Here is a 26641-nt window from a genome sequence, read left to right as displayed (position 1 = left end):
CACAAGCCAGAGGGTTTACTTTTTGGCTTGCTCGTACAGCGGCATCACTTTCGGAATCGCCGCCTGCAACGAAGCGATACGGCTGTCCGAGGCCGGGTGGGTGCTCATGAACTCCGGCTGCGAGCTGCCTCCCGAGGCCTCGGCCATCTTGTTCCACAGGGTGATCGCGGCATTCGGGTTGTAGCCGGCGCGGGCCGAGAGCTCCAGGCCGATCAGGTCGGCTTCGTTCTCGTTGCTGCGGCTGTTGGGCAGGGTCAGGCTGTACTGCACGACGGTGTCGGCCAGTTGCAGGCTGTCTTCGCCAAGGCCGAGCAAGGCACCAGCGCCGGAACGGGCCATCTGCACGCCATAGGCCTTGGACATCGCTTCGCGGCCGTGCTCGCGCAGGGCGTGGGCGATTTCATGGCCCATCACTGCGGCGATCTCGTCGTCGGTCAGCTTCAGTTTGTCGATCAGGCCGGTGTAGAAAATGATCTTGCCGCCAGGACCACAGTTGGCGTTGAGCTCGTCGCTCTTGATCAGATTGACCTCCCACTGCCATTGCGCCGCATCCGGGCGGAACTGCGGGGCCTGGGCGATCAGCCGGTCGGCGATGGCCTGGACACGCTTGGCGGTAGCACTGGTCTTGTCCAGCACGCCCTTGCCGGACGCCTCGCCCAGAGTCTGCTGGTAGGACTGGGCATACATCTGGTTGACCTGGTCGGTCGACAGCATGCTGAACATATATTGCTTGCGCTCGACACCGACCGCCCCACCGCTGGTGGTATTCACCGCCTGGCAACCGGCCAGCAGGATCGAAGCGCCCAAGGCACCGACAACAACCAATTTACGCATGAAAAAACTCCCTTCTGACGTGGGACGTATCCTAGGACGACGCAGATGATCTTGCTACGACCGTAAACAAAGATTTCTATCTGACCGGCTCATGATTCATCGGTTTCACGCCGATAACACCGGGGCAAGGCGACTTTTCTCTGCGTCCGGAGCCCCCAATGAAGTTCAAGTCGATCCAGTTGTCCGTTGCCGCCCTAGCGGGGGCTATCGTGTTGAGTATCGTCGCAGCCCTGGTGCTGTATGCGGTGTATTCCGGTGCGAAGACCCAGGAACTGGTCGAAACCCGAACCCGGGAGCAGTTCGACGCCATCATCGAACAACGCCTGACCGCCCTGGCCCAGACCCAGGCCAGCCAGATCCTGCGCCGCCTCGAAGCGCCGCTGCTGGTCGCCCGCGGCCTGGCCACCACCAATGCCCAGCTGGGCATGAAGGACGACGCCGGCAATCCGCGCCTGCAGATCCAGCGCGAACAACTGATCGCCCTGCTGAAACAGACCATCGTCGATAACCCGCTGCTGCTGGGCAGCTACATCGCCTGGGAGCCGAACGCCCTCGACCATGCCGACGCCAATTTCACCGGCACCGCGATCAAGGGCATCGACCCGGCCACCGGCCGCTTCCAGCCCTGGTGGTACCGCAACACCGACGGCACGCTCGGCGTCGAGGCGCTGATCGACCTGAGCAACAACACCCTGCTCTCCACCGGCGTACGCGCCAGCGAGTACTACCTGTGCTCCAAGGAGACCAAGCGCGCCTGCGCCATCGACCCGGCACCTTATAAGGTGGGCGACAAGATGGTAATGCTCGCCTCCTTCATCGAGCCGATCCTGGTCGACGGCCAGTTCATGGGCATCGTCGGCGCCGACCTGTCGGTGAACTTCATCCAGGACCTGCTCAAGGCGGCCGACGCCAAGCTCTACGACGGCGCCGGCGAGCTGGCGCTGATCGGCAACAACGGTCGCCTGGTCGCCTACACCAAGGATGAAAGCAAGTTCGGCGAAAAGGCCAGCGACGTGCTGCCGGCCGCCGAGGCCGCCGGTCTGGCCAAGGCCACTGGCGATACGCTGCGCTATGAGGTCGACCGCGAGAACGGCCAGATCCGCCTGTTCCTGCCGTTCCAGATCGGCGAGACCGCACAGCGCTGGACCCTGCTGATCGACCTGCCGCTGAGCGCGGTGATGGCCGACGCGGAAAAACTGCAGAACGACCTCAGCGAACAACGCCGCACCGACATCACCGGCATGACCCTGGTCGGCCTGGCCATCGCCGCCCTCGGCCTGCTGGTGATCTGGCTGCTGGCCCACGGCATCGCCCGGCCGCTGCGGCAGATGGTGGCGATGCTCGACGACATCGCCCAGGGCGAAGGCGACCTGACCCGCCGCCTGCACAGCGACCGTCACGACGAACTGGGCTCGATCGCCAAGGGCTTCAACACCTTCCTCGGCAAGCTGCAAACCATGATCAGCCAGGTGGTGAGCTCGGTGCAGAAGGTCAGCGACTCGTCGGAGCACACCGCCGATATCGCCATCCGCACCAACCAGGGCGTGCATAAACAGATGGCGGAAATCGACCTGGTGGCCACTGCGGTGCATGAAATGACCGCTACCGCCCAGGACGTGGCACGCAACGCCACCCATGCCGCGCAAGCCGCGAGCAACGCCGACCAGGCGGCCAACCAGGGCCTGTCCATCGTCCGCGATACCTCGCAGTCCATCACCGCCCTGGCCGACGAGATCGGCCGCGCGGTCGGCGTGGTGCAGACCCTGGCCCGCGACAGCGAGAACATCAATGCCATCCTGGTGGCGATCCGCGCCATCGCCGAGCAGACCAACCTGCTGGCTCTCAACGCGGCGATCGAGGCGGCGCGGGCCGGCGAGCAGGGTCGTGGTTTCGCCGTAGTCGCCGACGAAGTGCGCAACCTGGCGCAAAAGACCCAGCAGGCCACCGAAGAAATCCAGCAGATGATCCAGCAACTGCAGCAGGGCACCCGCGATGTGGTGCGGGTCATGGAGGACAGCCAGGGCAAGACCGATATCAGCGTTCAGCAGGCGGCCAAGGCGGCCGATGCGCTGGAAAGCATTACCCGTGCGGTGTCGGTGATCAACGACATGAACACCCAGATCGCCAGCGCCGCCGAGGAACAGAGCGCGGTGGCCGAGGACATCAACCGCAACGTGATCAATATCGGCCAGGTGGCCAATGAAGTGGCCGGTGGCGCCGATGAGTCGAGCAGCGCCAGTGCCGAACTGACCAAGCTGGCAGAGCAGCAGCGTCGGTTGATCAACCAGTTCCGGGTTTGAGTTGATTGGGGCCGCTTTGCGGCCCTTCGCGAGCGAGCTCGCTCCCACGGAATGGCGGCTGTGGGAGCGAGCTCGCTCGCGAAGGGCTGCAACGCAGCCCCAGTGAAAGATCAAGCCGGGGTCAGGCACTCCGGGGCATCGAGCTTCGGATCATTGACGAAGTTGGCCAGCACCCGCTCGCGCAAGGCGGCGGGAGGGCTGGCCAGCAGGGTGTGCAGGTCGGCCAGCGGGGTCTCGGGATCCAGCCAGGCGGCCTGCCCTGCCGCATCGAGAATCAACGGGCGGCGCTGGTTCATCGCCGGCTGGGTCACCACCGCCACACTGAGCCAGACCTGTTCCTGCACCGGATACGCCTCCCAGATCGCCGCGAAGAACAACGACGAACCCTCCCCCGGCGTCAGCCAGTACGGCCGCTTGCGCACATTGCCGCGCCATTCGTAGAAACCGTTGGCCGGCAGCAGGCACCGGCGCTTGGCAAAGGCTTCGCGGAACATCGGCTGCTCGGCCAGGGTTTCGGCGCGGGCATGGGCCGGGGTACGGGTCAGGTCGGTCAGCCAAGGCGGGGTCAGGCCCCAGCGGGCGCGGGCCAGGGTCAGCTGGTCGGCTTCACGGCGCTGGATCAGCACCTGCGCGCCAGGGGAAATGTTCCACTGCGCCTTCTGGCCAGCGGGAAAGCCGGGCAACGCGGCGAAGGCCGGCGACCAGCGGAACAGGGCGTAACGTCCACACATCAGGGCAAACCTTGGGTTTGTAGGAAAAGTCGCCGAGCGGCGATCAGGCAAGGCGAAAACAGGCGAGGAAGCGGAGTTTACTGGTTGTAAATGAGCATTCCGAGCCTGTTTTCAACGCAGCATGATCGCCGCGCAGGCACTTTTCCTACAAAACCTAGCAAATCAGGACTCCGGGGAAACTATCCGGCTCATCGCCAGGAAGCGGCAGGGCGGCATTGTACGCGGCGATCAGCTCCCGTGCGTACTCGGCCTGGTCATCCGCCACGGCAAGGCCGAGCAGCCCCTGCATTGGCAGCTCGCCGATACCGCCCATCAGGTCGCGACCGACCAGGTGGGCATCGATCCCTTCGTTGCCGAGCATGCCCAGCAGGACTTCGGCCTCCAGGAGGTTTTCCGGCTCGTAGATTCGCTGCATCAATCATCCTCGCGTTTCACATCGAGCATCCATTCGTCACCATGCACCTGCAGAATGAAGACGATCGGACGACAACAGACGGCGCAGTCCTCGATATAGGTCTGGTCGCCACCGGAAAGGTCGAGTGTGGTCTCCACTTCCTCGCCGCAATAAGGACAATCGTAGAACGCAGTTTCCAGCATCGCGGTCTCCACGGTTACTTGTGCGTATAATTGCCGGTCCTGCGCCCGCGAGCCTGGTCTTGCGGCGCAGCCCTACCCTTTACCCTAGTCGTTTCACAACAAGAGAGCATGATGGGCGAATTCGATGCCATCCGACCCTATGACGACGCTGAGGTCCCTGCCGTTCTGGCACGCCTGCTCAGCGATCCGGCATTCCTCGATATCCTGACCCGGTTCCGCTTCCCGCGGATGGCCAACGGCTTCGGCTGGCTGCTCAAGCCGCTGATCGCACGGCGCCTGCGCAAGGAGTTCGCCGGGGTGAAGTGCGTCGCGACCCTGCAGGACAAGGTCGAGTTCTACGTCGACCACACCATCGATCGTGCCACCGACGGAGTGACCTACACCGGCGTCGAGCAGTTCAAGTCGGGCACCGCCTATCTGTTCCTGGCCAACCACCGTGACATCGTCATGGACCCGGCCTTCGTCAACTACGCCGTCTATCACGCCGGCCTGCCGACCCCGCGCATCGCCATCGGCGACAACCTGCTGCAGAAGCCGTTCGTCAGCGACATGATGCGCCTGAACAAGAGCTTCATCGTGCACCGCTCCATCAGCGGCCGACGCGAGAAGCTGGCGGCCTACCAGCTGCTTTCGGCTTACATCAATCACTCGATCCGCAACGACCGCGCCTCGATCTGGATCGCCCAGGCCGAAGGCCGGGCCAAGGACGGCGACGACCGTACCGACTCGGCGATCCTCAAGATGTTCCACATGAGCCGCAAGGACGAGCCGTTCGGCGAGGTGATCCAGTCACTGAACCTGAGCCCGGTGTCGATCAGCTACGAATACGACCCGTGCGACCAGGCCAAGGCCCGCGAGCTGTATATCCGCGCCACCACTGGCAGCTACAGCAAGGCCCCGGGCGAGGACGACCTGAGCATCGGCCTGGGCATCACCGGCTACAAGGGCCGGGTGCATATCAACTTCACCGCGCCGGTGACCGCGCAGTTCGAGGACACCAAGCAACTGGCCGCGCATATCGACAAGCAGATTCTCGGCGGCTACCGGCTGTTCCCGGTGCACTACCTGGCGTATGCGCAGTGGGCGGATGCCGACCCGCAGTTGCAGGTGCCGAAGGCCAGCGAGGTATTCGGTGCGGAAGAGCTGGCCAAGGCCCAGGCCGAGTGGCAGCGGCGCCTGGAGGCCTGCCCGGAGGAACACCGGCCGTACCTGGTGTTGCAGTACGCGACGCCGGTGAGGAATCAGTATCGGGTCAAGGCCGGGTTGCCGCTGTAAGGCTTGAGGGCCTCATCGCTGGCAAGCCAGCTCCCACAGGGACCGCGCCGGGCACAGATACTGTGGCTGGCCCAGAACCTTGTGGGAGCTGGCTTGCCAGCGATGAAAGCCTCACAGCTATCAGATCCAGGTACTGACCCAGGACAGCAGCAAGGCCATGGCCAGGAAGGCAAAGCCCAGGCTGTAGTAGAAGCGATTGACCCGCTGGGTCAGCAGGTCGATCGCCGCCTCGCCCGCTGGCAGGCTGTCGATGGCGCGCGCGGCGCGACGGCGGGCACTGTGCAGCAGCATGCCGCCCGGGCAGGTGAGTACCAGGGCCAGCAGATTGATGAGTTTGGCCGGGTGGGCAGCGAACAGCCCCCAGAGCATTTGCAGCGACATCGCCTTACCTCGAAATAGCCAGGATTGCGTCAAAACGCGCGCATTCTACCCAAGCCGCCCGCGTTCGCCCGTCCTTTACGACCAAATGACCAACGGGCCGCCACATTCATACGATCGTCATCAATTCAAGCCACCCTGTCGCCCTCGCAACGCACCGGAGCTTGTCATGCTGCACGCCGAAAACCAGGATCGCCTCTATCTGATAGCCCAGAGCGAGGAGCAGGAAGCGCTGATCGACGGTTTGGCCTTCAACGTCCAGGACCGCCAGTGGCTGGTCTATTGCGCCCTGGGCGGCCATCACCACGATCATTTGCCGGAGGTTGATAGCCAGACCGGTATCAGCGTGCTCGATTTCTATGTGGAAGCCGCCTGACAACGTGGACTCTGTGGGAGCTGGCTTGCCAGCGATAGCGATGGTGTATCCACCGACGCCATCGCTGGCAAGCCAGCTCCCACAGGATCAGCGTAGGACACACAAAAAAGCCCGCGTCCTGAGCACAGGACGCGGGCTTTTTGCATTTCTGCGGTGAAGCTTATTCGCCCAGCACCTGACCGATGGTCGGGTCCTTGAACAGGCGGGTCAGGGCGTCGCTCAACACATCGCCGACCAGCTTGGTGTTGGTTTCCTGGTTCGGCGCCATGCCGAAGCGCTGGTCCAGGGACGCACCGTAACGGCCGCTGTAGCGACGGTTGGCGTTGCTCACATCAGCCTTGAAGGTGGCGCCGATGGTCGCTTCGGTCACGTACATGCCTTCCTTCGGCGATTGGTACTTCAGCTCGGCCAGGGTCACAGTCAGCTGTGGCGCGTTGTAGGCGTTCGGCGTCGGGGTGAAGCCCAGCAGGCGTACCGCCGCTTCGGCCTGGGCCTGCAGCTTCGGCAGGACATCGTTGCCGGTCACGGTGATGGCGCTGGTTTCCGGGTACAGACCACCACGGGTGCCGAGGGTCTGGGTGCCGCGGCCATCGACCACCCGCACCACCACCGGCTGGCCATGGCCAACGGGTGCGAGCTGGGCAGTGAGTTTCGGCTGCGGGCTGAGTTGTTGCGGACTATGGGCGCACCCGACCAGAGTCAGGCTGGTCACAGCGATCAAACCGAACAACAAACGTTGCAACATGCTCATCTCTCCTGGAATGGCGGCAAAGGGCGCCAGTATACCCAGCGCGTGCTGCGCCAGTCATCGGATCCCTGGAGGGTTGGACCCTTCTTTCATGCATGGATTCCCCTGTCATACGGACTTCATCATCCGCGGCCTATCCTTGCGCCAGTCCCCATCAGGTACTTCGCCATGAACAGCTTCTGGTCCCTGCTCTTCAAGCGCCAGCCACAACGTCATTTCGCCCGCCTCGATGCCCAGGGCCTGTGCCTGGCATTCAAGTGCTGCGAGCAGCCGCCCGTCGGGGCCGGCTGGGTCGAGGTCAACGAGCCGGAGCTGCGCTGGCTGAACCGTCCGCTGCCCGCCAGCGCCCGGGTCGTGGCGCGTCGTCGTGGCAATCTGCTGCAACGCGCCCTCGCCGCCTGACGGGCGCGCAAGAAAAGTCGTTAATAAAGGCCATTTCTGCCCGCGACATCGTTATAATCTGCCCCCGATTATAAGGACGTCTCCTGATCGGGCCCCGCAACACCGCCAATGCCATGCATCGGCACCTTCCAAAATCGCCCACAGAGAGCCGTTCACACAGGTCTTGCGCAGCCGGTGTGCCCGCTTTTCTCGGCCCCACGCTTTGCACTGAACCTGACGAGCCTGCCCTGCACGGCTCCTTTTTGAGGTTCACGACTCCAAAAGAGCGTGAAAAAACGGGTTTTCACAACTTCACGAGAGTGTGGCGAGCATGAACAGTCTGGTATGTGCAAAAGCATCATCAGTGTCCCGAACAGCCCCGAGCAGCTGGTATCAGTCCTCATCCGAGGTGAACGACTGAGGCCGGTCCACAGCGCACGACGGGCGCCTCGACCATAAGTCGAATTGCCGCACCGGCCGCTGGATGCGTTCATATGCAACGTAGAGAGCCCGGCTGGCAGTGTCCGTGAACGTTGGAAAAACTGTGAAGTAGCGGATATGGCGATCCCGCGTGACCGGGATCCTATGCTGTCAATTAGGTGCTGATGATTTTGGAGATGCGTTAATGGCGCAGAACGAAGCAGTCGATGTAGTACTGGTAGGCGCGGGCATCATGAGTGCCACCCTGGCCGTGCTGCTCAAGGAACTCGACCCGGCGATCAAGCTGGAAGTCGTCGAGTTGATGGATTCGGGTGCCGCGGAAAGTTCCAATCCGTGGAACAACGCGGGTACCGGCCATGCCGGGCTGTGTGAACTGAACTACACGCCTCAGGCTGCCGACGGCAGCATCGACATCAAGAAAGCGGTGCACATCAACACCCAGTTCGAGGTATCCCGGCAGTTCTGGGCCTACCTGAGCAAGAAAGGCGCGTTCAGTTCGCCACGGGCGTTCATCAACCCCGTGCCGCACCTGAGCTACGTCGAGGGTGACAAAGGTATCGCCTTCCTCAAGAAGCGCTATGAGCTGCTCAAGCAGCACCACGCCTTCGCCGAGATGGAATACACCGAAGACCAATCGGTGATGAAGGACTGGATGCCGCTGATGATGCCGGGCCGCCCGGCTGACCAGAAGATCGCCGCGACCCGCGTGATGAAAGGCACCGACGTCAACTTCGGGGCCCTGACCAACAAGCTGCTCAAGCACCTGGGCAACGCCGCGGACGCACAGGTCAAGTACTCCAAGAAGGTCACCGGCCTGCGCCGTAACGGCAGCGGCTGGACCGTCAGCGTCAAGGACGTCAACAGCGGCAGCAGCCGTGACGTCGACGCCCGCTTCGTGTTCCTCGGCGCCGGTGGCGCGGCCCTGCCGCTGCTGCAACAGTCGGGCATCCCGGAAAGCAAGGGCTTCGGTGGCTTCCCGGTAAGCGGCCAGTGGCTGCGCTGCGACAACCCGGAAATCGTCAAGCAGCACCAGGCCAAGGTCTACAGCCAGGCTGCGGTGGGCGCACCGCCGATGTCGGTACCGCACCTCGACACCCGCGTGGTCGACGGCAAGAAGTCCCTGCTGTTCGGGCCTTATGCCGGCTTCACCACCAAGTTCCTCAAGCACGGTTCGTTCCTCGACCTGCCGCTGTCGGTACGCATGGGCAACATCGGCCCGATGCTGGCCGTGGCCCGCGACAACATGGACCTGACCAAGTACCTGGTCAGCGAAGTGATGCAGTCGATGGAGCAGCGCCTGGACTCCCTGCGCCGCTTCTACCCCGAGGCGAAAGCCGAGGACTGGCGCCTGGAAGTGGCTGGCCAGCGCGTGCAGATCATCAAGAAGGACCCGAAGAAAGGCGGCATCCTGCAGTTCGGTACCGAACTGGTGGCCGCGCAGGACGGCTCGCTGGCCGCACTGCTGGGTGCTTCGCCGGGCGCTTCGGTGACCGTGTCGATCATGCTGGAACTGATCGAACGCTGCTTCGCCGACAAAGCCAAGGGCGAGTGGGCTGAAAAGCTCAAGGAAATCTTCCCTGCACGGGAAAAGGTCCTGGCCGCCGACGCCGATCTGTACCACAAGATCGCAGCGTACAACGACGAGGCCCTGGGCCTGGTCGAAAGCAGCCCGGCGCCCAGCTACGTCTGATCTGCTCCGATAAAAAAACGCCCTTCTGGGCGTTTTTTTATGTCTGGCGATTTGTGATGCTTACATCACTGGAAAGCTCGACAAGGCCCCTGTGGGAGCGGGTTCACCGGAACGCCGGACCGCCGCGATTGCGGTGGTGAATCCACTGACGCATCGCGGGTGAACCCGCTCCCACAGAGAGTTGTTCAGTTCAGCCCCGGGCCTTGTCGATGATCTCGATGTATTCCGGCGCGTTGCGCTGATCGGCGATCACTTCGACGAAGGTCTTGCCGTGCTCGTCCTTGCCGTCCAGGTCATAGCCCGCTTCGACGAAGAAGCCGACATAGCGCTCGAAGTCGTCGATGCGCAGGCCGCGGTAGCCCTTGATCAGCTTGTGGTGCGAAGGCGAGGTCAGGCCGTCGGCCGGCTCGTAGATAAGGAACGACTTGACGTAGTCGTCGCTGATTTCGTCGCCAATCACCTGCTTCTTGTCTTTACGCATTACCGACTCCAACTGAACCATCAGGGACATTTTCCAATGGGCCGGGAGTGTACCCCGCCACTCAGCGCGTGCGAAGGGTTCCGGTATGCAGATCGGCCCAGATATGGCCGTTGCCGTAGCTGAGGAATTGCACGTAGACAGTGTCGTTGCGCAACAGGTCGAGAATCACCTGGTACTGCGCGGGGGCATAGTTGAGCGTCAGGGTGCGGGTCGCGCTGTCGTAGACCGGCTTGCGCAGGCTCTTGCCCTCGCCGTCGAAACTGATCACCACCTGGTTGATGCTGGCGCCCTGGCTCAGGGGCTTGCCCTTGAGGCGCATGGTCAGCGACGAGGTGATCGGCAGCGGCTGCTGGTTGGACTGGCGCTGGTTGCCCACCACCACCGAATAGTGGGTGACTTGCAGCAGCTCCTGGGTTTCCGGGGCGTCCTGGCGCACGGCCAGCTCATCTGGCGGCAGGAACTGGCTGTGCATCGGTGCAGCAGCGGCCGCGGGGAGACTGATGAACAGGAGAAGCGGGAGGATCGCACGCATGACAGGCTCCTTGTAGGCGGCCTGGCACTCTAGCATGACGACCCTCGCGGGAATCAATCGAACTGCGCGCGCATCCAGTCCTGGTAGGCAGCCACCTCGGCCTCGCCTTCCTTCGGCGCCCAGGGCGCCATATCACCCTCGCCCACCGGGCGGTACGGACCGGCCTTGCACTCGAACAGCAGGCTGTCGCGCTCCAGCACCACCAGGCCGTGGAAGATGCCGACCGGCAAATCGACTCCGACACACTCGCCACCGGCCTGGAGGACACGCTTGTCCACCACCGCACCGGCCTCATCGAAGATCAGGAGGCCCAGCTTGCCCTTGAGCACCACCAGAGTTTCCGCCTTGTCCAGGGACTGGTGGCGATGGGGCGGGATGTAGGTTTCCGGCTGCAAACCGACGGCCATGCGGTGGCACGGCTCGTCCATTTCGTGGAAGTTGTGGTGCTGACGGCCGCGCGGACTTTGCGCGGCCTTTTGCGCCATGGCGGCGAACAACGACTGATCGAGGAAACCGGGCTGGCGCATGAGCTTAGAGTCCCTTGACCGCGTAGATGCCATTGGCGTTGCGCCAGTAGCCCTTGTAGTCCATGCCGTAGCCGAAGACATAGCGGTCGATGCAGCTCAGGCCGGTGAAGTCGGCCTTGAGGTCAGGGCTGGCCTTGCGGTCATGGTCCTTGTCGATCAGCACGGCGGTATAGACGTTGCGCGCACCGGCATGACGGCAGAAGTCGAGGATGGCGCTGAGGGTGTGACCTTCGTCGAGGATGTCGTCGATGATCAGCACGTCGCGGTCGATGAACGAGACTTCCGGCTTGGCCTTCCAGAACAGATCGCCGCCGCTGGTCTGGTTGCGGTAGCGGGTGGCGTGCAGGTAGGACGACTCCAGCGGGAACTGCAGGTGGGTCAGCAGCTTGCCGGCGAAGATCAGGCCGCCGTTCATCACGCAGAACACCACCGGGTTGCTGTCGGCGAGCTTGTCGCTGATCTGTGCGCCAACGCGGGCGATCGCCGCTTCGACTTCGGCCTCGTTGTACAGGCAGTCGGCTTCTCGCATGACTTGACGGATGTGCTCGAGATCAGCGGACATGATGCTCTCCAAGTGGTCAGGATTTGGAAAAGCGGGCAAAGGTACGCATCCACACGCACCAGATCAAGCATTTCTGGACTAACGTCCAGTATGCCTATAGGACACATGCAACCGAATAGATTAATCTAGCGCGGTTTTTTTGCCCGCATTCCGGAGCCCTCCCCCTATGCCCATCCGTGAGATCCGCCATCCGCTGATCCGCCACAAGCTCGGCCTGATGCGCCGTGCCGATATCAGCACCAAGAACTTTCGCGAACTCGCCCAGGAAGTCGGCGCGCTCCTGACCTACGAGGCCACCCAGGACCTGCCCCTGGAAAACTACGAAATCGATGGCTGGTGCGGCAAGGTCCAGGTCGAGAAGATCGCCGGCAAGAAGATCACCGTGGTGCCGATCCTGCGCGCCGGCATCGGCATGCTCGACGGCGTCCTCAGCCTGATCCCGGGCGCCAAGGTCAGCGCCGTGGGCGTGGCGCGCAACGAGGAAACCCTCGAAGCGCACACCTACCTGGAAAAGCTCGCCCCGGAAATCGACCAGCGCCTGGCGCTGATCATCGACCCGATGCTGGCCACCGGCGGCTCCATGGTCGCCACCATCGACCTGCTCAAGCGTGCCGGCTGCAAGGACATCCGCGCCATGGTCCTGGTCGCCGCACCGGAAGGCATCGCCGTGGTCGAGAAGGCCCACCCGGACGTCAAGCTGTACACCGCCTCGATCGACGAGCGCCTGAACGAACACGGCTACATCATCCCTGGCCTGGGCGATGCCGGTGACAAGATCTTCGGCACCAAGCAGAAGGACACCTGAGCATGCAGGACGAGTTCAACGACCCGCTCTGGCGGCAGATCGTCTCTGGTGCACAAATGCTCTTCGTGGCCTTCGGCGCCCTGGTGCTGATGCCGCTGATCACCGGCCTGGATCCCAACGTCGCGCTGTTCACCGCCGGCCTCGGTACCCTGCTGTTCCAGGTGGTCACCGGCCGCCAGGTGCCAGTGTTCCTGGCGTCGAGCTTCGCCTTCATCACCCCGATCATCCTCGCCAAGGGCCAGTTCGGCCTGGCCGAGACCATGGGCGGGGTGATGGCTGCCGGCTTCGTCTACACCTTCCTCGGCCTGGCGGTGAAGATCAAGGGCACCGGCTTTATCGATCGCCTGCTGCCACCGGTGGTGATCGGCCCGGTGATCATCTCCATCGGCCTGGCCATGGCGCCGATCGCCGCCAACATGGCCATGGGCAAGGCCGGTGACGGCACGGTGCTGCTGCCGTACAGCACGGCGATGATGATCTCCATGCCGGCGCTGCTGACCACCCTGATCGTCGCGGTATTCGGCAAGGGCATCTTCCGCCTGGTGCCGATCATTGCCGGCGTGCTGGTGGGCTTTGCCCTGTCCTTCGCCTTCGGCGTGGTCGACGTGGCCAAGATCGCCGCAGCGCCGTGGCTGGAACTGCCGAAGTTCACCGCTCCGGCGTTCAACTGGCAGGCCATCCTGTTCATCGTTCCGGTGGCCCTGGCACCGGCGATCGAGCATATCGGCGGGGTCATCGCGGTCGGCAGCGTGACTGGTCGCGATTACCTGAAGAAGCCTGGCCTGCACCGCACCCTGCTGGGTGACGGCATTGCCACCACCACCGCCGGCCTGTTCGGCGGCCCGCCCAACACCACCTACGCCGAAGTCACCGGCGCGGTGATGCTGACCAAGAACTACAACCCGAAGATCATGACCTGGGCGGCGGTCTTCGCCATTGCCCTGGCCTTCATCGGCAAGTTCGGCGCGCTGCTGCAAAGCATTCCGGTACCGGTGATGGGCGGCATTCTCTGCCTGCTGTTCGGCTCGATCGCGGCGGTGGGCATGAACACCATGATCCGCCACAAGATCGACCTCAGCGAAGCGCGCAACCTGGTGATCGTCTCGGTGACCCTGGTGTTCGGTATCGGCGGTGTGCTGGTCGGTAGCGGCGACGGCCCGGACGACTGGGGCCTGAAAGGCATCGCCCTGTGCGCGGTGGTGGCCATTGCCCTGAACCTGCTGCTGCCGGGCAACGATGGCTGGAAAAACAAGGTGATGGACGATCACCTGCCTTGAGCCAGGCGATCATCCATTGAAAACAGAAGGGGCTGCATGTGCAGCCCCTTCTGTTTTTCAGGCCCGCTCGCAGAGCGTGGTCAGCGCCTCGACCCATTGCGGGTGGTCGTTCAGGCACGGCACCAGGGTCAGCTCCTCGCCCCCTGCCTCGATGAACTGCTCGCGGCCGCGATCACCGATCTCCTCCAGGGTCTCGATGCAGTCGGCAACAAAGGCCGGGCACATCACCAACAGCTTCTTCGCCCCGGCCTTGGCCAGTTCGTCGAGACGCGCCTCGGTGTAGGGCTCGATCCACTTGGCCTTGCCCAGGCGCGACTGGAACGACACCGACCACTTGCCGTCCGGCAGGCCCATCTTCTTCGCGAAGGTCTGGGCGGTACGCAGGCACTGGCCGCGATAGCAGACGGCGAGCATCTCGGCCGAGGCGTCACGGCAGCAATCGGCGTCCTGAAAGTTGTGCTTGCCGGTGGGGTCGAGCTTCTTCAGGTGCCGCTCCGGCAGGCCGTGGAAGCTCAGCAGCAGGTGATCGAAATCCTGCTCCAGCCACGGCCTGGCGCTGGCGACCAGGGCGTCGATGTACTCGGGCTGGTCGTAGAACGGCTGCAGCACGGCCATCTCCAGCGGCAGCTTGTGTTCGGCGATGGTCGCCCTGGCCAGTTCCACCACCGTGGTCACCGTGCTGTCGGCGAACTGCGGATACAGCGGCGCCAGGGTCACCTTGCGCACGCCCTGGGCGGCCAGGCGCTGCAGCACCGAGGGCAATGCCGGCTCGCCATAGCGCATGGCGATCTCCACCGGACCATGACGCCAATGGGCGCGCATGGCCTCCTGCAGGCGCCGGGTCAGCACCACCAGCGGCGAGCCCTCCGGCCACCAGATGGAGGCATAGGCATGGGCCGACTGCTCCGGGCGCTTGATCAGGATCAGCGACACCAGCAGGCGCCGCACCGGCCAGGGCAGGTCGATGACGTAAGGGTCCATCAGGAACTGATTGAGATAACGGCGCACATCGGCGACGGAAGTGGACGCCGGCGAACCCAGGTTGACCAGCAGCAGAGCATGATCGGTCATGCAACATCCTTTTCAGAGGCGCCGGGACAAGTCGTCCAGCGCCGATTGCACATCGTTGAAACGGAAGGTGAAACCCGCCGCCAGGGCTCGTACCGGGCGGGCGCGCTGACCACCGAGCAGCAGCGTCGACAACTCGCCAAGGCCAGCCTTGAGTACCAGCGCGGGCAGCGGCATAAACGCCGGACGATGCAGGGTGCGACCCAGGCGGCGGGCGAATTCGCGGTTGCGCACCGGCTCCGGAGCGCAGGCATTATAAGGACCGCTGGCGTCATCGCGCTGCAAGAGAAAATCGATCAGGGCGATTTCATCCTCTATATGGATCCACGGCATCCATTGCCGACCATCGCCGATAGGCCCGCCCAGCCCGAGTTTGAACGGCAGGCGCAGGCGCGACAAAAAGCCGCCCTCGGCGGACAGCACCAGACCGGTGCGCAGCAGCACCACGCGAATGCCCAGGGCCTCGGCACGCTGAGCGGTTTCCTCCCAGGCGATGCACAGCTGGCTGGCGAAGTCTTCCTTCACCGGCCGCGAGGCTTCGGTCAGCTCGCGCTCGCCGCCATCGCCGTACCAGCCCACGGCCGAGCCGGAAACCAGCACCGCCGGGCGTTGCTCACGGCGTTCCAGCCAGGCCAGCAGGTGTTCGGTCAGGGTGATCCGGCTGCCCCATAGCTGGGCCCGGCGCGACGCGGTCCAGGGTCGATCGGCGATCGGCGCACCGGCCAGGTTGACCACCGCATCCAGCGGACCGTCGCCATACTCCTGCAATTGGCCGATAGCGCGAACTCCGCTGCCACACAGCTTTCCAACCTGTTCGGGACGACGACTCCAGACGGTCAGCTGGTGCCCCTGGTCGAGCCAGTGGCGACACAGCTGCTGTCCGATAAGGCCGGTACCGCCGGTCAGCAATATATTCATGGCCGTGTCCTCTGTATGGCGTGGGCTGGTCTATTTTTAAGAGCAAGGCACTTTTTTGACCGTTCACTCTGGGATAAACATAGGCCAACCCGTCGTAGCGAGCCGGACAATCTTATACAGAACTTCAGAGTTGTACAGGTTTGTCGACAGCACGGCTGTCTGTACTGATAAAGGTTCAAAGAGGCCATCATGACTGTACCTATCGCCATCATCGGTGCCGGCATCGCCGGACTCTCCGCAGCCCAGGCATTGCAAAAGCAAGGCTTGACCGTGCACCTGTTCGACAAGGGCCACGGCAGCGGCGGACGCATGGCCAGCAAGCGCAGCGACGCGGGCGCCCTGGACCTTGGCGCACAATACTTCACGGCCCGCGACCGCCGCTTCGTCGAGCAGGTCCAGCACTGGCAGAACAAGGGCTGGGTCGCCGAATGGAAGCCGCAGCTGTACAACTACCGCGACGGCCAACTCACCCCCTCCCCCGACGAACAGACCCGCTGGGTCGGTGTACCGCGCATGAGCGCAATCACCCGCGGCCTGCTCAAGGACGTCACGGTGAACTTCAGTTGCCGCATCAGCGAGGTCTTCCGCGGCAAGCATTACTGGCATCTGCAGGACACCGAAGGCTGCAGCCATGGCCCGTTCAGCCGGGTCATCGTCGCCGTCCCCGCGCCCCAGGCCACGCCGCTGCTGGCCGCCACGCCGAAGCTCGCCGCCGCTGCCGCCGGCGTGCAGATGGAACCGACCTGGGCCATCGCCCTCGGCTTCGACACCCCGCTCGATACCCCGATGCAAGGCTGCTTCGTCCAGGACTGCGCGCTCGACTGGCTGGCACGCAACCGCAGCAAACCGGGCCGCGACGAACACCTCGATACCTGGGTACTGCACGCCACCTCGACCTGGAGCAAGCAGCACATCGACCTGCCGAAGGAAGCGGTGATCGAGCAACTGCTGGGCGATTTCGCCGAGCTGGTGGGCTGCGCCGTACCCGCGCCAAGCTTCACCCTGGCCCACCGCTGGCTCTACGCCCGCCCCGCCGGCAGCCATGAGTGGGGCGTGCTGGCCGACGCCGACCTGGGCCTCTATGCCTGTGGCGACTGGTGCCTGTCCGGCCGGGTCGAAGGCGCCTGGCTCAGCGGCCAGGAAGCCGCACGCCGGTTGATCGAACACCTGGAATAAACCCTGCGGGCATTCTGGCCTCTACAGGGATATTGACTTGTACAACCTTGAGCCTATGCTGAGCAAAGTTGTACAGGTTTTTGTCTTTGTACAAGAAAGGCCGCTCCCGCATGTTCGACCACAAACCGAAAATCGCCCTCAGCGCCTGCCTGGCCGGTGAAGAAGTCCGCTTCAACGGCGGCCACAAACAGTCCCGTCTGTGCACCGACGTCCTCGCCGAGCACTTCGAACTGGTACCCGTCTGTCCGGAAGTGGCGATCGGCCTCGGTACGCCACGGGCGGCGATCCATCTCACTGGCGACCCTGATCACCCCCGCGCCACCGGCAGCCGCGACCCCTCCCTGGACGTGTCCGATGCCCTGCGCGACTACGCCGAGCACGCCGCTGCCGAGCTGGACGATATCTGCGGCTACATCTTCATGCAGAAGTCGCCTTCCTGTGGCCTCGAACGGATCAAGGTCTACCAGGACAACGGCTACCCCGCCCGCCAGCGCGCCAGCGGCCTGTATGCCGCGCGCTTTCGCGAACTGCGCCCGGACCTGCCGCTGGAAGAAGAAGGTCGCCTGTGCGACCCGGTGCTGCGGGAAAACTTCATCACCCGCGTGCTGGCCTATGCCGACTGGCAGCGCCTGCGCGGCGAGGGCCTGAGCCGCCATGCACTGATCGCCTTCCACTCGCGCTACAAGTACCAGCTGATGGCGCACAACCCCGAGCAGTACAAGGTGCTCGGCAAGTTGCTGGGCAGCATGACCCGCCAGGACGACCCCGAGGAACTGGGCATGCGCTACTTCAGCCAATTGATGACTGCCCTGTCGCGCTGTGCCAGCCGGGGTACCCACGGCAACGTGCTGATGCACCTGAGCGGCTACCTGCGACGCTTCCTCGGACCGCAGGACAAACAGGAGATCCGCACCCTGATCGATCAGTACATGGCCGGCGTGGTGCCGCTGGTGGTCCCCCTGACCCTGCTCAAGCACCACCTGCGGCATCACCCCGATCCCTATCTGCTGACCCAGGTCTACCTGCAGCCACACCCGGAAAACCTGAGCTTGCGCAATGCCATCTGACCCCTCTGACGCCCTGCTGCCGATCCGCGAGATCGCCCGCCTGACCGGGGTCAATCCGGTCACCCTGCGCGCCTGGGAACGCCGCTACGGTCTGGTGATCCCGCAACGCACCAGCAAGGGCCATCGGCTCTACAGCAGCGACCAGGTGCAACGCATCCAGACCATCCTGTCCTGGCTCAACCGCGGGGTTGCAGTCAGCCAGGTCCTGCCGTTGCTGGACAACGGCCCGCCACCAAGCACCCAGCAGGGCACGGACGACTGGAAAACGCTGTCGGCCCTGCTGACCAACTGCATCGCCCGCCTCGCCGAACGCCAGCTCGACCAGCAGTTCAACCAGGCCATGGCGCTGTACCCGGCGTCCACCCTGTGCGAGCAACTGCTGCTACCGCTGTTGAGCGAGCTGGAAGTGCGCTGGCAGGTCCACCCCTGCGCCCGGGTGGAGCAAGCGTTCTTCCACAGCTGGCTGCGCAGCAAGCTGGGCTTGCGGGTCTATCACAACAACCGCCAGTTGAACGGCGCACCGGCATTGCTGGTCAGCGTCGGCGGCCAATTCTTCGATCCCTACCTGTGGCTGTGCGCCTGGCTGGTCAGCGATGGCGGTTGTCCGGTGGAGGTCCTGGACCTTCCGCTGCACGGCCGGGACCTGGCCCTGGCTGCGGATCGGCTCAACGCTGCGGCTTTGCTGCTCAGCGTCAACCAGGTCGCCGACTGCGAACAGCTGCGCCGCGACCTGAATCCGCTCAAGGTGCCGAAACTCCTGTTCGGCGCTGCGGTCACCTTACATAAGCACGCATTGGACAATGCCCCCGACTGGCATCTGCTCGACTCGCCGCTGGCGGCACAGCGCAGACTGCACGGCCTTGGGACGCTCGTCCGGCCCTCTCCGACTGGAAACACTTCATGCAATTGATCTGGCTGCGCAACGACCTGCGCATTCACGACAACACCGCGCTTGCCGCCGCCAGCGAGCGCGGGCCGACCCTGGCCCTGTGGCTAATCAGCCCCGGCCAATGGAAAGACCACGACGATGCCTCGTGCAAGGTGGATTTCTGGCTGCGCAACCTGCGCGAACTGAAGGACGCCCTGGCCCACTACAACATCCCCTTGCTGATCCGCCACGCCGAGCACTGGAGCAGCGCAGCGCGAGTGGTGCACGACGTCTGTCGCGAACATGACGTACAGGACGTGCACATCAATGAGGAGTACGGCATCCACGAGGAGCAGCGCGACCGCCAGGTCGGCGAGCTGCTGCGAGATCACGATATCCGCCTGCATAGCTACCTCGATCAGCTGCTGTTCAAGCCCGGCACCGTGCTGACCAAAAGCGATGGCTACTTCAAGGTCTTCACCCAGTTCCGCAAGGTCTGCTACCAGCGCCTGCACCATGCCCTGCCCGGCTTGCAGCGGCTGCCACGCAAGCAGGACAAGACCCAAATCGCCAGTGACCAGGTACCCGAGGCCATCAAAGGTTTTCCGACACCAGCCGAAACCCTGCGCGAGCACTGGCCCGCCGGCGAAGACCACGCGCGCCGGCGCCTGAAGGATTTCGCCGAAGACGCCATGGCCGAATACCCGCAGCAACGGGACCTGCCCGCAGTGGATGGCACCAGCCAGCTCTCGCCTTATCTGGCCGCCGGGGTGATTTCGGTTCGCCAGTGCCTGCACGCCGCCCTGGCCAGCAATCACGGCGAGTTCGAAAGCGGCAATCCCGGCGCGGTCACCTGGATCAACGAACTGCTCTGGCGCGAGTTCTACAAGCATGTGCTGACGGGTTACCCGCGGGTCTCGCGCCATCGCGCCTTCCGCCCGGCCACTGAAGCGCTGAAATGGCGCAACGCCCCGGCGGACCTCAAGGCCTGGCAGGAAGGCCGCACCGGGGTGCCGATCGTCGATGCCGCCATGCGCCAATTGCTTGCCACCGGCTGGATGCATAACCGTCTGCGTATGGTCGTGGCCATGTTCCTGAGCAAGAACCTGCTGATCGACTGGCGCGAAGGCGAACGTTTTTTCATGCGTCATCTGATAGACGGCGACCTTGCCGCCAACAACGGTGGCTGGCAGTGGAGCGCCTCTACCGGAACCGATTCAGTGCCTTATTTCAGGGTATTCAACCCGGTGAGCCAGTCGGAACGCTTCGACAGCAAGGGACGCTTCCTGCGACACTGGCTGCCGGAGCTGAAAGACCTCGACGACAAGGAAATCCACAGCCCCGGCGGCCTGTTTTCGGTGAAGGGTTATCCACAACCCATTGTCGATCTGGGCATGAGCCGACGGCGCGCAATCGAGGCATTCAAACAACTCCCAAAAGATCTAGAAGTCGAGAACGACCGTGACTACCGAGCATAAGAAACGAATCTGGGTCACCGGTGCCAGCAATGGCCTCGGTCACGCATTGGCCTTGCAGTTGCTCACCCTTGGTCATCACGTGGCGCTCAGCGGACGCGCCCCTCTCGATGCACTACCAGAGGATTTATCGCCACGCAGCCTGGTGCTGGACGGCGACCTCAGCGACCCGGCACATGCCGAGGCGATGAGCCGGCGCATCCACGAGCACTGGGGCGCACTTGACCTGCTGATCCTCAACGCCGGCACCTGCGACTACCTGGACCCGCACACCACCGGTACCGCGATGCTCGAAGCGCTGATCGCCAGCAACGTCGCGGCCAGCGCGCATTGCCTGGACAGCGCACTGCCGCTGCTGCTGGCAGGCCGCAAGGCGCACGTGGTGGGGATTCTCAGCAGCATCACGGCATTGCAACAGCATGAAAGCAGCCAATGGCCAAGCGCGCAGAACAGCCTGGGGCAATGGTTCAGCGAAACCCGCAGCCAGCTTTCGCCACAGGAGATCGACCTGACCCTGATCGCGCCACAAACCTTGAAGAAGCCGGTGACCCTGAGCATTGCCGTGCCTCAGCAATGGACGGCCGACAGCGCGGCACTGGCGATCATCGACCGGTTGCCGCAGCGCATGCCTGAAATGGTGCTGGAGGCGTTGTCGGTCAGCAGTCTGTGGCCACTGCGACGATAAAACAGCCCTGACAAAAAGAAACCCCGCCGGATCCGGCGGGGTTTCTTTTTAATCGCTCATGCCTCAGAGCGCCATGCGGTAATGCAGGGCATAGCTCTCGACACCGTCGTTGGGCTGGCTGATCCCGGCATTGGAGTAGTGGATCGCGCGGATACCGATTTCATGGCCTCCGGCGAAGCGCAGGCCGAAACCGATGCGGTCTTCGAACTGGAAGGAACCGCCCAGGTTGTTACTTTCCAGCTTGGTATTGGCGAACGCCGCGACACCGATGCCCGCCTCGATGTACGGCTTGACCGACTCGCCGGCGAACTCGTAGACGAACACCGGCGCGAACGACAGGCTGTGGTTGCTCGATGTCTTGTCACCATCCCAGTAGGTGTAGCCGGCATCCCAGTAGCCGGTCAGGCGGCCAACGCTGGTCTGCCACCAACTGGCATCCCAGTTGGACTCGAGGCCGAGTCGGTAGGTCATGGTGGAGTCGCTGGTCTGGCCGACCGCAAAGGTCAGGTCCGCAGCCTGCGCAGTGAATGCTTGCCCCAGGGTTGCAACTGCAAGCGCAGCCGCACAAATCAGTTTCTTCATGAGAAACGTCCTTTATAGAAATCCTGCTTGTTGGTTTTTTTGTCCCATCAGACAACGTAGTAGAAATCAGCGCTTACAAAGGAGTTCAGTGGTTTTTCAACTTTTTGTGAAAATTTTGTCGATTACCGACTGAAGCTTTGCACACGGTCAGATTTATTCCACAACAACGGCAGGATCTTTTTCAAATGCTCGGGATCGGCACTGGTCCAGAACTCGGCGGGGCGCGCCGGGCCGCTGGCCAGCAGGTTGCGTTCGGCGAGCAGGCGTTGCAGTTGCCGGGCAACGGCGGCACCGGTGTCGATGATCGCCACCGAGGCCGGAACCATCTGGCTCAGCAGCGGACGCAGGAAGGGATAGTGGGTGCAGCCGAGGATGATGGTGTCGCAACCGGCCGCCAGCAAAGGTTCGACATAGCCCAGCAGCAACTGGCGCAGGGCCGGGCTGTTCAGGTCGCCCGATTCGATCAGTTCGACCAGGCCGGGGCATGGCTGGGTCACCACCTGGACATCAGTGGCGAAACGATCGAGCAATGCTGCGAACTTGGCGCTCTGCAGGGTGCCGGTGGTGGCCAGCACGCCGACCACGCCACTGCGGGTCGCAGCGGCCGCCGGCTTGACCGCCGGCTCCATGCCCACCAGCGGCCAGTGTGGAAACTGCTCGCGCAGGTCGGCAGCGGCGGCCACGGTGGCGGTGTTGCAGGCCAGGACCACGGCCTTGACCCCCTGCTCCTGGAAGAATCCGGCAACCTGACGGCAGCGCTGGCGGATGAACTCGGGGGATTTTTCGCCGTAGGGGATATTGCCGCAGTCGGCTACATAAAGAAGCGACTCGTTGGGCAGCAGGCGGCTGATCTCGGCCAGTACCGACAGACCGCCGACCCCGGAGTCGAACACGCCGACCGGCGCCGAAGGCTCAGCCATGGCTGCTTCCGCACACGGCGCAGGCTGGATCGCGTTTGACCCGCAGTTCGCGGAAGCGCGTGCCGAGGGCATCCACCAGCAGCAGGCGTCCCACCAATGGCTCGCCGAATCCGGCCAGCAGCTTCAGGGCCTCCAGCGCTTGCAGACTACCGACCAGGCCGACCAGGGGACCGACCACACCAGCTTCGCTACAGGTCAGCTCGGCTTCGCTGCCATGGCCATACAGGCAGTGATAACAGGGACTTTCCGCACGCCGTGGATCGAACACCGACAACTGCCCTTCCAGACGAATCGCCGCACCGCTCACCAGCGGCTTGCCGGCTTTGACGCAAGCGGCGTTGACGGCTTCGCGGGTGCCGAAGTTGTCCGAGCAATCCAGCACCAGGTCGACGGCGTCCACCGCCGCGGCCAGGGAGTCTTCGTCCAGCGCACGACGATGGGCGACCAACTGGATATCCGGGTTCAGCGCACCCAGGCGGTCCAGCGCCGAGTCCACCTTGGACCGGCCGACCGAAGCGCCGTCATGCATGATCTGGCGTTGCAGGTTGGTCAGGTCGACGGTGTCGAAGTCGGCCAGGTGCAGGCTGCCGACACCCGCCGCGGCGAGATACAGCGCCACCGGCGAGCCAAGCCCGCCAAGCCCGACGATCAGCGCACTGGCCTGCTTCAGGCGCAACTGGCCGTCGATATCGATCTGCGCCAGCAGGATCTGCCGGCTGTAACGCAGCAGTTCCTCGTCGGTCAGCACGGCAGGCGCCCCAGGGTGATGCGTTCGTGGGCGTTGAGGTCGAGACGGCTCTCGATCTGCTCGAAACCGTGCCGGGCCAGCAGCTCGCGCACCGACGCGGCCTGGTCGTAGCCGTGCTCCAGCAGCAGCCAGCCACCTTCGACCAGATGCTCGGGTGCCTTGGCCACGATCTGGCGCAGATCGTCCAGACCATCGGCGCCGGCCACCAGGGCACTGCTCGGCTCGAAGCGCACGTCGCCGGCGACCAGGTGCGGGTCTTCGGCGGCGATATACGGCGGGTTGCTGATGATCAGCTCGAAGCGCTGACCATCCAGGGCGCTGAACCAGTGGCTGGCAAGCACGCTGACGTTGTCCAGCTGCAGGCGCTGGCGATTGCGCTCGGCCAGGGCCACGGCCTCCGGCACCCGGTCAACGGCGGTCACCTGCCACTCGCGGCGCTCGCTGGCCAGGGCCAGGGCAATGGCGCCGGTACCGGTGCCGAGATCGAGGACCCGGGCGTTGGCGGCGGGCTGCAGGGCCATGGCGGTTTCCACCAGCAGCTCGGTTTCCGGACGCGGGATCAGGGTGTGCGGCGCCACTTCCAGGTCGAGGTTCCAGAACCCCTGCTGACCAAGGATGTAGGCCACCGGCTCGCCGGCACGGCGTCGTTGCAGGTAGTCGGCGAAGGTCTGCGCCGCTTCACTGCTGACGATGCGTTCCGGCCAGGTATGCAGGTAGCTGCGGGTCTTGCCGATGGCGGCGGCCAGCAGCAGTTCGCTGTCGAGGCGCGCGGTCGGCGAATCGGGAAGCTCCGCGCCGCGGAGCAGGCTGGCGATAATGGTCATTCAGTCACCCAGTGCGGCCAGTTGATCGGCCTGGTATTCCGCCAGCAGCGGTTCGATTACAGCGTCCACGCCACCCGCCAGCACTTCGTCCAGCGAATACAGGGTCAGGTTGATGCGGTGATCGGTGACCCGGCCCTGTGGATAGTTGTAGGTACGGATCCGTTCGGAGCGGTCGCCGGAACCCACCAGCAGCTTGCGCTCGGAGGCCATGGCGTTCTGCGCGGCGCTGGTCTGCATGTCATTGAGCTTGGCCGACAGCCAGGACATCGCCCGGGCGCGGTTCTTGTGCTGGGAGCGTTCTTCCTGGCATTCGACGACGATGCCGGTGGGCAAGTGAGTGATGCGGATCGCCGAGTCGGTCTTGTTGACGTGCTGACCACCGGCGCCGGAGGCGCGATAGGTATCGACACGCAGGTCGGCCGGGTTGATCTCGATCGCTACCTGCTCGTCCGGCTCCGGCAGCACCGCCACGGTACAGGCCGAGGTGTGGATACGGCCCTGGGACTCGGTCTCCGGAACCCGCTGCACCCGGTGAGCGCCGGACTCGAACTTGAGCTTGCCGTAGACACTCTCGCCCTCGACCCGGGCGATGATTTCCTTGTAGCCGCCGTGCTCGCCCTCGTTCTCCGAGAGGATCTCCAGGCGCCAGCCACGCCGCTCGGCGTAGCGCGAATACATGCGGAACAGGTCGCCGGAGAAGATCGCCGCCTCGTCGCCACCGGTCCCGGCGCGGATTTCCAGGAACACGTTGCGCCCGTCGTTCGGGTCTTTCGGCAGGAGCAGGCGTTGCAAGTGGTCTTCCAGCACCAGCAACTGCTCCTTGGCCTCGCGGACTTCCTCCACGGCCATCTCGCGCAGGTCGGGATCGCTGTCCTTGAGCAGGAGCTGGGCGCCTTCAAGGTCGTCCTGCAACTTGCGCCACTGCACATAGCCGGCGGCCACCGGCTCGACTTCGGCATATTCCCGGGAATAGGCGCGGAAGCGGGTCTGGTCGGAAATGACCTCGGCATCGCCGAGCAGGGCGGTCAGTTCCTCGAAGCGGTCCTGGAGGATTTCCAGTTTTTTCAGCAGCGACGCTTTCATTGCGGGGATTTATCCGTGGGGCCCTCGTTGAGGGCAAAGAGTTCCTGGGCCATGGCCAGCGCATCGAGGCGGCCTTCGGCGGAGAGCTTTTTCAACTGCACGCTGGGCGCATGCAGCAGTTTGTTGGTCAGGCCGCGGGCCAGTTGCACCAGCACGTCCTCGGCGCTGGCGCCATTGGCCAGCAGGCGCTGGGCCTTTTGCAGTTCTTCGTCGCGCAGCCGCTCGCTCTGCTGGCGATAGGCACGCAGGACATCCACCGCCGCCAGTTCGCGCAGGCGCGACATGAAGTCCTCGACGCCGACGCTGACCAGTTCTTCGGCGGCCTGGGCAGCGCCCTGGCGGCTCTTGAGGTTTTCCGCGACGACATCGTGCAGGTCATCGACGGTATAAAGGTAGACATCGTCCAGCTCGCCCACTTCCGGCTCGATATCACGAGGGACGGCGATATCGACCATGAAGATCGGCTTGTGCCGGCGCAGCTTCAGTGCGCTTTCCACCGCGCCCTTGCCGAGAATCGGCAACTGGCTGGCGGTGGAGCTGATGACGATGTCGCTGTTGACCAGTTCCTGCGGGATATCCGCCAGCAGCACCGCGCGGGCGCCGAACTGTTCGGCCAGGGTGCTGGCCCGTTCCAGGGTACGGTTGGCCACGACGATGCGGCGTACGCCCTGCTCGTGCAGGTGGCGGGCAACCAGGGTGATGGTCTCGCCGGCACCGATCAGCAGTGCCTGACTGCGTCCGAGGTCACTGAAGATCTGCCGGGCCAGGCTCACCGCAGCAAAGGCCACGGAGACCGGGTTCTCGCCGATGGCGGTATCGGTGCGTACCTGCTTGGCGGCGCTGAAGGTGGCCTGGAACAACCGGCCAAGCAGCGGGCCGATGGTCCCGGCCTCGCGCGCCACGGCGTAGGCGGACTTCATCTGGCCGAGGATCTGCGGCTCGCCGAGCACCAGCGAGTCGAGCCCGGAAGCGACCCGCATCATGTGCCGGACCGCGTCGTGCTCCTCGTGGATATAGGCACTGGCACGCAGCTCGTCGATGCTCAGGTGGTGATAGTCGGCCAGCCAGCGCAGCACGCTGTCCGCCGCCAGGTGGTCCTGCTCGATGTACAGTTCGCTGCGGTTGCAGGTCGAAAGGATCGCGGCTTCGCGGCTGGCGGTCAGTCGGCAGAGCTGCTGCAAGGCTTCGACCAGCTGCTCGGGGGTAAACGCCACGCGCTCGCGTACGTCTACCGAGGCAGTCTTATGGTTGATACCGAGGGCAAGAAAGGCCATTCAAGGTCGCTGGTTGTG

Annotated in this window: 30 protein-coding genes and 1 pseudogene; 13 read left to right on the top strand and 18 right to left on the bottom strand. The window is 64.0% G+C overall.

What is annotated here, in order from left to right; all coding sequences use genetic code 11:
- Positions 1 to 15 precede the first annotated feature (15 nt).
- A complete protein-coding gene (locus ACODSK_RS11840; protein ID WP_489016158.1) occupies positions 16 to 834 on the bottom strand; it encodes a M48 family metallopeptidase in 819 nt (272 codons plus the stop codon).
- A 158-nt stretch (positions 835 to 992) separates the two neighbouring features.
- On the opposite strand from ACODSK_RS11840, the pseudogene ACODSK_RS11835 reads away from it, so the two are divergent.
- Together ACODSK_RS11835 and ACODSK_RS11830 are read left to right on the top strand one after the other, a co-directional pair.
- Positions 993 to 2276 (top strand): annotated as a pseudogene (locus ACODSK_RS11835) (methyl-accepting chemotaxis protein); the annotation flags it as partial.
- Between the two features lie 15 nt (positions 2277 to 2291).
- Entirely contained in the window at positions 2292 to 3134 is an 843-nt protein-coding gene (locus tag ACODSK_RS11830; protein ID WP_489016173.1) for a methyl-accepting chemotaxis protein, read from the top strand.
- 110 nt (positions 3135 to 3244) lie between these two features.
- Here the strand turns inward: ACODSK_RS11830 and ACODSK_RS11825 are convergent, their stop codons facing one another.
- From ACODSK_RS11825 to ACODSK_RS11815, 3 genes are all read right to left on the bottom strand, one after another.
- Positions 3245 to 3865, bottom strand: a complete 621-nt coding sequence (locus ACODSK_RS11825) for an SOS response-associated peptidase (RefSeq protein ID WP_489016156.1) — start codon at positions 3863 to 3865, stop codon at positions 3245 to 3247.
- Between the two features lie 154 nt (positions 3866 to 4019).
- Positions 4020 to 4280 carry a putative signal transducing protein gene (locus ACODSK_RS11820; protein ID WP_489016155.1) on the bottom strand — a complete coding sequence of 87 codons (261 nt, stop codon included), beginning with the start codon at positions 4278 to 4280 and terminating at the stop codon, positions 4020 to 4022.
- On the bottom strand, positions 4280 to 4462 hold the full coding sequence (locus ACODSK_RS11815; protein WP_489016154.1) for a CPXCG motif-containing cysteine-rich protein: 183 nt from the start codon (positions 4460 to 4462) through the stop codon (positions 4280 to 4282). The genes ACODSK_RS11820 and ACODSK_RS11815 overlap by 1 nt, the downstream gene beginning before the upstream one ends.
- Positions 4463 to 4570: 108 nt before the next feature.
- On the opposite strand from ACODSK_RS11815, the gene ACODSK_RS11810 reads away from it, so the two are divergent.
- Positions 4571 to 5737, top strand: coding sequence for a 1-acyl-sn-glycerol-3-phosphate acyltransferase (locus tag ACODSK_RS11810; protein WP_489016153.1), 1167 nt, complete (start codon positions 4571 to 4573; stop codon positions 5735 to 5737).
- A 120-nt stretch (positions 5738 to 5857) separates the two neighbouring features.
- Here the strand turns inward: ACODSK_RS11810 and ACODSK_RS11805 are convergent, their stop codons facing one another.
- Complete coding sequence (locus ACODSK_RS11805; RefSeq protein ID WP_489016152.1) at positions 5858 to 6118, bottom strand: hypothetical protein; 261 nt, start codon at positions 6116 to 6118, stop codon at positions 5858 to 5860.
- Positions 6119 to 6284: 166 nt separating this feature from the next.
- Between ACODSK_RS11805 and ACODSK_RS11800 the strand changes: the two genes are divergently transcribed.
- On the top strand, positions 6285 to 6491 hold the full coding sequence (locus ACODSK_RS11800) for a hypothetical protein (RefSeq protein ID WP_489016151.1): 207 nt from the start codon (positions 6285 to 6287) through the stop codon (positions 6489 to 6491).
- 160 nt (positions 6492 to 6651) lie between these two features.
- Here ACODSK_RS11800 and ACODSK_RS11795 read toward each other — a convergent pair whose 3' ends face one another.
- Positions 6652 to 7236: a YajG family lipoprotein gene (locus tag ACODSK_RS11795; RefSeq protein ID WP_489016150.1), complete on the bottom strand. Its 585-nt coding sequence runs from the start codon at positions 7234 to 7236 to the stop codon at positions 6652 to 6654.
- 171 nt (positions 7237 to 7407) lie between these two features.
- Between ACODSK_RS11795 and ACODSK_RS11790 the strand changes: the two genes are divergently transcribed.
- Together ACODSK_RS11790 and mqo are read left to right on the top strand one after the other, a co-directional pair.
- A complete protein-coding gene (locus tag ACODSK_RS11790) occupies positions 7408 to 7641 on the top strand; it encodes a hypothetical protein (RefSeq protein WP_489016149.1) in 234 nt (77 codons plus the stop codon).
- A 604-nt stretch (positions 7642 to 8245) separates the two neighbouring features.
- Positions 8246 to 9751 (top strand): malate dehydrogenase (quinone), encoded by a 1506-nt coding sequence (gene mqo / locus ACODSK_RS11785; RefSeq protein WP_489016148.1) that lies wholly within the window; start codon positions 8246 to 8248, stop codon positions 9749 to 9751.
- A 190-nt stretch (positions 9752 to 9941) separates the two neighbouring features.
- Here the strand turns inward: mqo and ACODSK_RS11780 are convergent, their stop codons facing one another.
- The 4 genes from ACODSK_RS11780 to ACODSK_RS11765 all read right to left on the bottom strand — a co-directional run bounded on the left by ACODSK_RS11780 (position 9942) and on the right by ACODSK_RS11765 (position 11853).
- Positions 9942 to 10232 carry a PA4642 family protein gene (locus ACODSK_RS11780; RefSeq protein ID WP_489016147.1) on the bottom strand — a complete coding sequence of 97 codons (291 nt, stop codon included), beginning with the start codon at positions 10230 to 10232 and terminating at the stop codon, positions 9942 to 9944.
- Between the two features lie 61 nt (positions 10233 to 10293).
- Positions 10294 to 10764 carry a hypothetical protein gene (locus ACODSK_RS11775; RefSeq protein WP_489016146.1) on the bottom strand — a complete coding sequence of 157 codons (471 nt, stop codon included), beginning with the start codon at positions 10762 to 10764 and terminating at the stop codon, positions 10294 to 10296.
- A 53-nt stretch (positions 10765 to 10817) separates the two neighbouring features.
- Entirely contained in the window at positions 10818 to 11291 is a 474-nt protein-coding gene (locus ACODSK_RS11770; protein WP_489016145.1) for a WbuC family cupin fold metalloprotein, read from the bottom strand.
- Between the two features lie 4 nt (positions 11292 to 11295).
- Positions 11296 to 11853, bottom strand: coding sequence for a hypoxanthine-guanine phosphoribosyltransferase (locus ACODSK_RS11765; protein ID WP_489016144.1), 558 nt, complete (start codon positions 11851 to 11853; stop codon positions 11296 to 11298).
- Between the two features lie 166 nt (positions 11854 to 12019).
- On the opposite strand from ACODSK_RS11765, the gene upp reads away from it, so the two are divergent.
- Together upp and ACODSK_RS11755 are read left to right on the top strand one after the other, a co-directional pair.
- A complete protein-coding gene (upp, locus tag ACODSK_RS11760; protein ID WP_042127114.1) occupies positions 12020 to 12658 on the top strand; it encodes a uracil phosphoribosyltransferase in 639 nt (212 codons plus the stop codon).
- Between the two features lie 2 nt (positions 12659 to 12660).
- On the top strand, positions 12661 to 13935 hold the full coding sequence (locus tag ACODSK_RS11755) for a uracil-xanthine permease family protein (protein ID WP_489016143.1): 1275 nt from the start codon (positions 12661 to 12663) through the stop codon (positions 13933 to 13935).
- A gap of 57 nt (positions 13936 to 13992) precedes the next feature.
- On the opposite strand, the gene hemH is transcribed toward ACODSK_RS11755, so the two are convergent.
- Positions 13993 to 15006 carry a ferrochelatase gene (gene hemH / locus ACODSK_RS11750; RefSeq protein WP_489016142.1) on the bottom strand — a complete coding sequence of 338 codons (1014 nt, stop codon included), beginning with the start codon at positions 15004 to 15006 and terminating at the stop codon, positions 13993 to 13995.
- Positions 15007 to 15018: 12 nt separating this feature from the next.
- Positions 15019 to 15921: a TIGR01777 family oxidoreductase gene (locus ACODSK_RS11745; protein ID WP_489016141.1), complete on the bottom strand. Its 903-nt coding sequence runs from the start codon at positions 15919 to 15921 to the stop codon at positions 15019 to 15021.
- 189 nt (positions 15922 to 16110) lie between these two features.
- Here ACODSK_RS11745 and ACODSK_RS11740 point away from each other — a divergent pair, with 189 nt between their 5' ends.
- The 5 genes from ACODSK_RS11740 to ACODSK_RS11720 all read left to right on the top strand — a co-directional run bounded on the left by ACODSK_RS11740 (position 16111) and on the right by ACODSK_RS11720 (position 21192).
- Entirely contained in the window at positions 16111 to 17097 is a 987-nt protein-coding gene (locus ACODSK_RS11740; protein WP_489016139.1) for an NAD(P)/FAD-dependent oxidoreductase, read from the top strand.
- 110 nt (positions 17098 to 17207) lie between these two features.
- Positions 17208 to 18164 carry a YbgA family protein gene (locus ACODSK_RS11735; protein ID WP_489016137.1) on the top strand — a complete coding sequence of 319 codons (957 nt, stop codon included), beginning with the start codon at positions 17208 to 17210 and terminating at the stop codon, positions 18162 to 18164.
- Positions 18154 to 19074, top strand: a complete 921-nt coding sequence (locus tag ACODSK_RS11730; protein ID WP_489016135.1) for a MerR family transcriptional regulator — start codon at positions 18154 to 18156, stop codon at positions 19072 to 19074. The genes ACODSK_RS11735 and ACODSK_RS11730 overlap by 11 nt, the downstream gene beginning before the upstream one ends.
- The gene (gene phrB / locus ACODSK_RS11725) at positions 19065 to 20510 is read left to right on the top strand and encodes a deoxyribodipyrimidine photo-lyase (protein ID WP_489016134.1); all 1446 of its coding nucleotides are present in this window, start codon (positions 19065 to 19067) and stop codon (positions 20508 to 20510) included. The genes ACODSK_RS11730 and phrB overlap by 10 nt, the downstream gene beginning before the upstream one ends.
- Positions 20494 to 21192: an SDR family NAD(P)-dependent oxidoreductase gene (locus tag ACODSK_RS11720; RefSeq protein ID WP_489016133.1), complete on the top strand. Its 699-nt coding sequence runs from the start codon at positions 20494 to 20496 to the stop codon at positions 21190 to 21192. The genes phrB and ACODSK_RS11720 overlap by 17 nt, the downstream gene beginning before the upstream one ends.
- 63 nt (positions 21193 to 21255) lie before the next feature.
- On the opposite strand, the gene ACODSK_RS11715 is transcribed toward ACODSK_RS11720, so the two are convergent.
- From ACODSK_RS11715 to hemA, 6 genes are all read right to left on the bottom strand, one after another.
- Complete coding sequence (locus ACODSK_RS11715; protein WP_489016132.1) at positions 21256 to 21774, bottom strand: acyloxyacyl hydrolase; 519 nt, start codon at positions 21772 to 21774, stop codon at positions 21256 to 21258.
- A 122-nt stretch (positions 21775 to 21896) separates the two neighbouring features.
- A complete protein-coding gene (murI, locus tag ACODSK_RS11710; RefSeq protein ID WP_489016131.1) occupies positions 21897 to 22694 on the bottom strand; it encodes a glutamate racemase in 798 nt (265 codons plus the stop codon).
- Complete coding sequence (locus tag ACODSK_RS11705; protein ID WP_489016130.1) at positions 22687 to 23442, bottom strand: molybdopterin-synthase adenylyltransferase MoeB; 756 nt, start codon at positions 23440 to 23442, stop codon at positions 22687 to 22689. Before ACODSK_RS11705 ends, murI begins: the two co-directional genes overlap by 8 nt.
- Entirely contained in the window at positions 23436 to 24266 is an 831-nt protein-coding gene (prmC, locus tag ACODSK_RS11700) for a peptide chain release factor N(5)-glutamine methyltransferase (protein WP_489016129.1), read from the bottom strand. Before prmC ends, ACODSK_RS11705 begins: the two co-directional genes overlap by 7 nt.
- A complete protein-coding gene (gene prfA / locus ACODSK_RS11695) occupies positions 24267 to 25349 on the bottom strand; it encodes a peptide chain release factor 1 (protein ID WP_489016127.1) in 1083 nt (360 codons plus the stop codon). It abuts the gene before it with no gap.
- Positions 25346 to 26623: a glutamyl-tRNA reductase gene (hemA, locus tag ACODSK_RS11690; protein ID WP_489016126.1), complete on the bottom strand. Its 1278-nt coding sequence runs from the start codon at positions 26621 to 26623 to the stop codon at positions 25346 to 25348. The genes prfA and hemA overlap by 4 nt, the downstream gene beginning before the upstream one ends.
- Between the last annotated feature and the right edge of the window lie 18 nt (positions 26624 to 26641).

Source organism: Pseudomonas sp. FG98 (assembly GCF_057808595.1).
The sequence above is the reverse complement of the archived record's forward strand: the minus strand, read 5'-3'. Positions and strand labels throughout refer to the sequence as shown.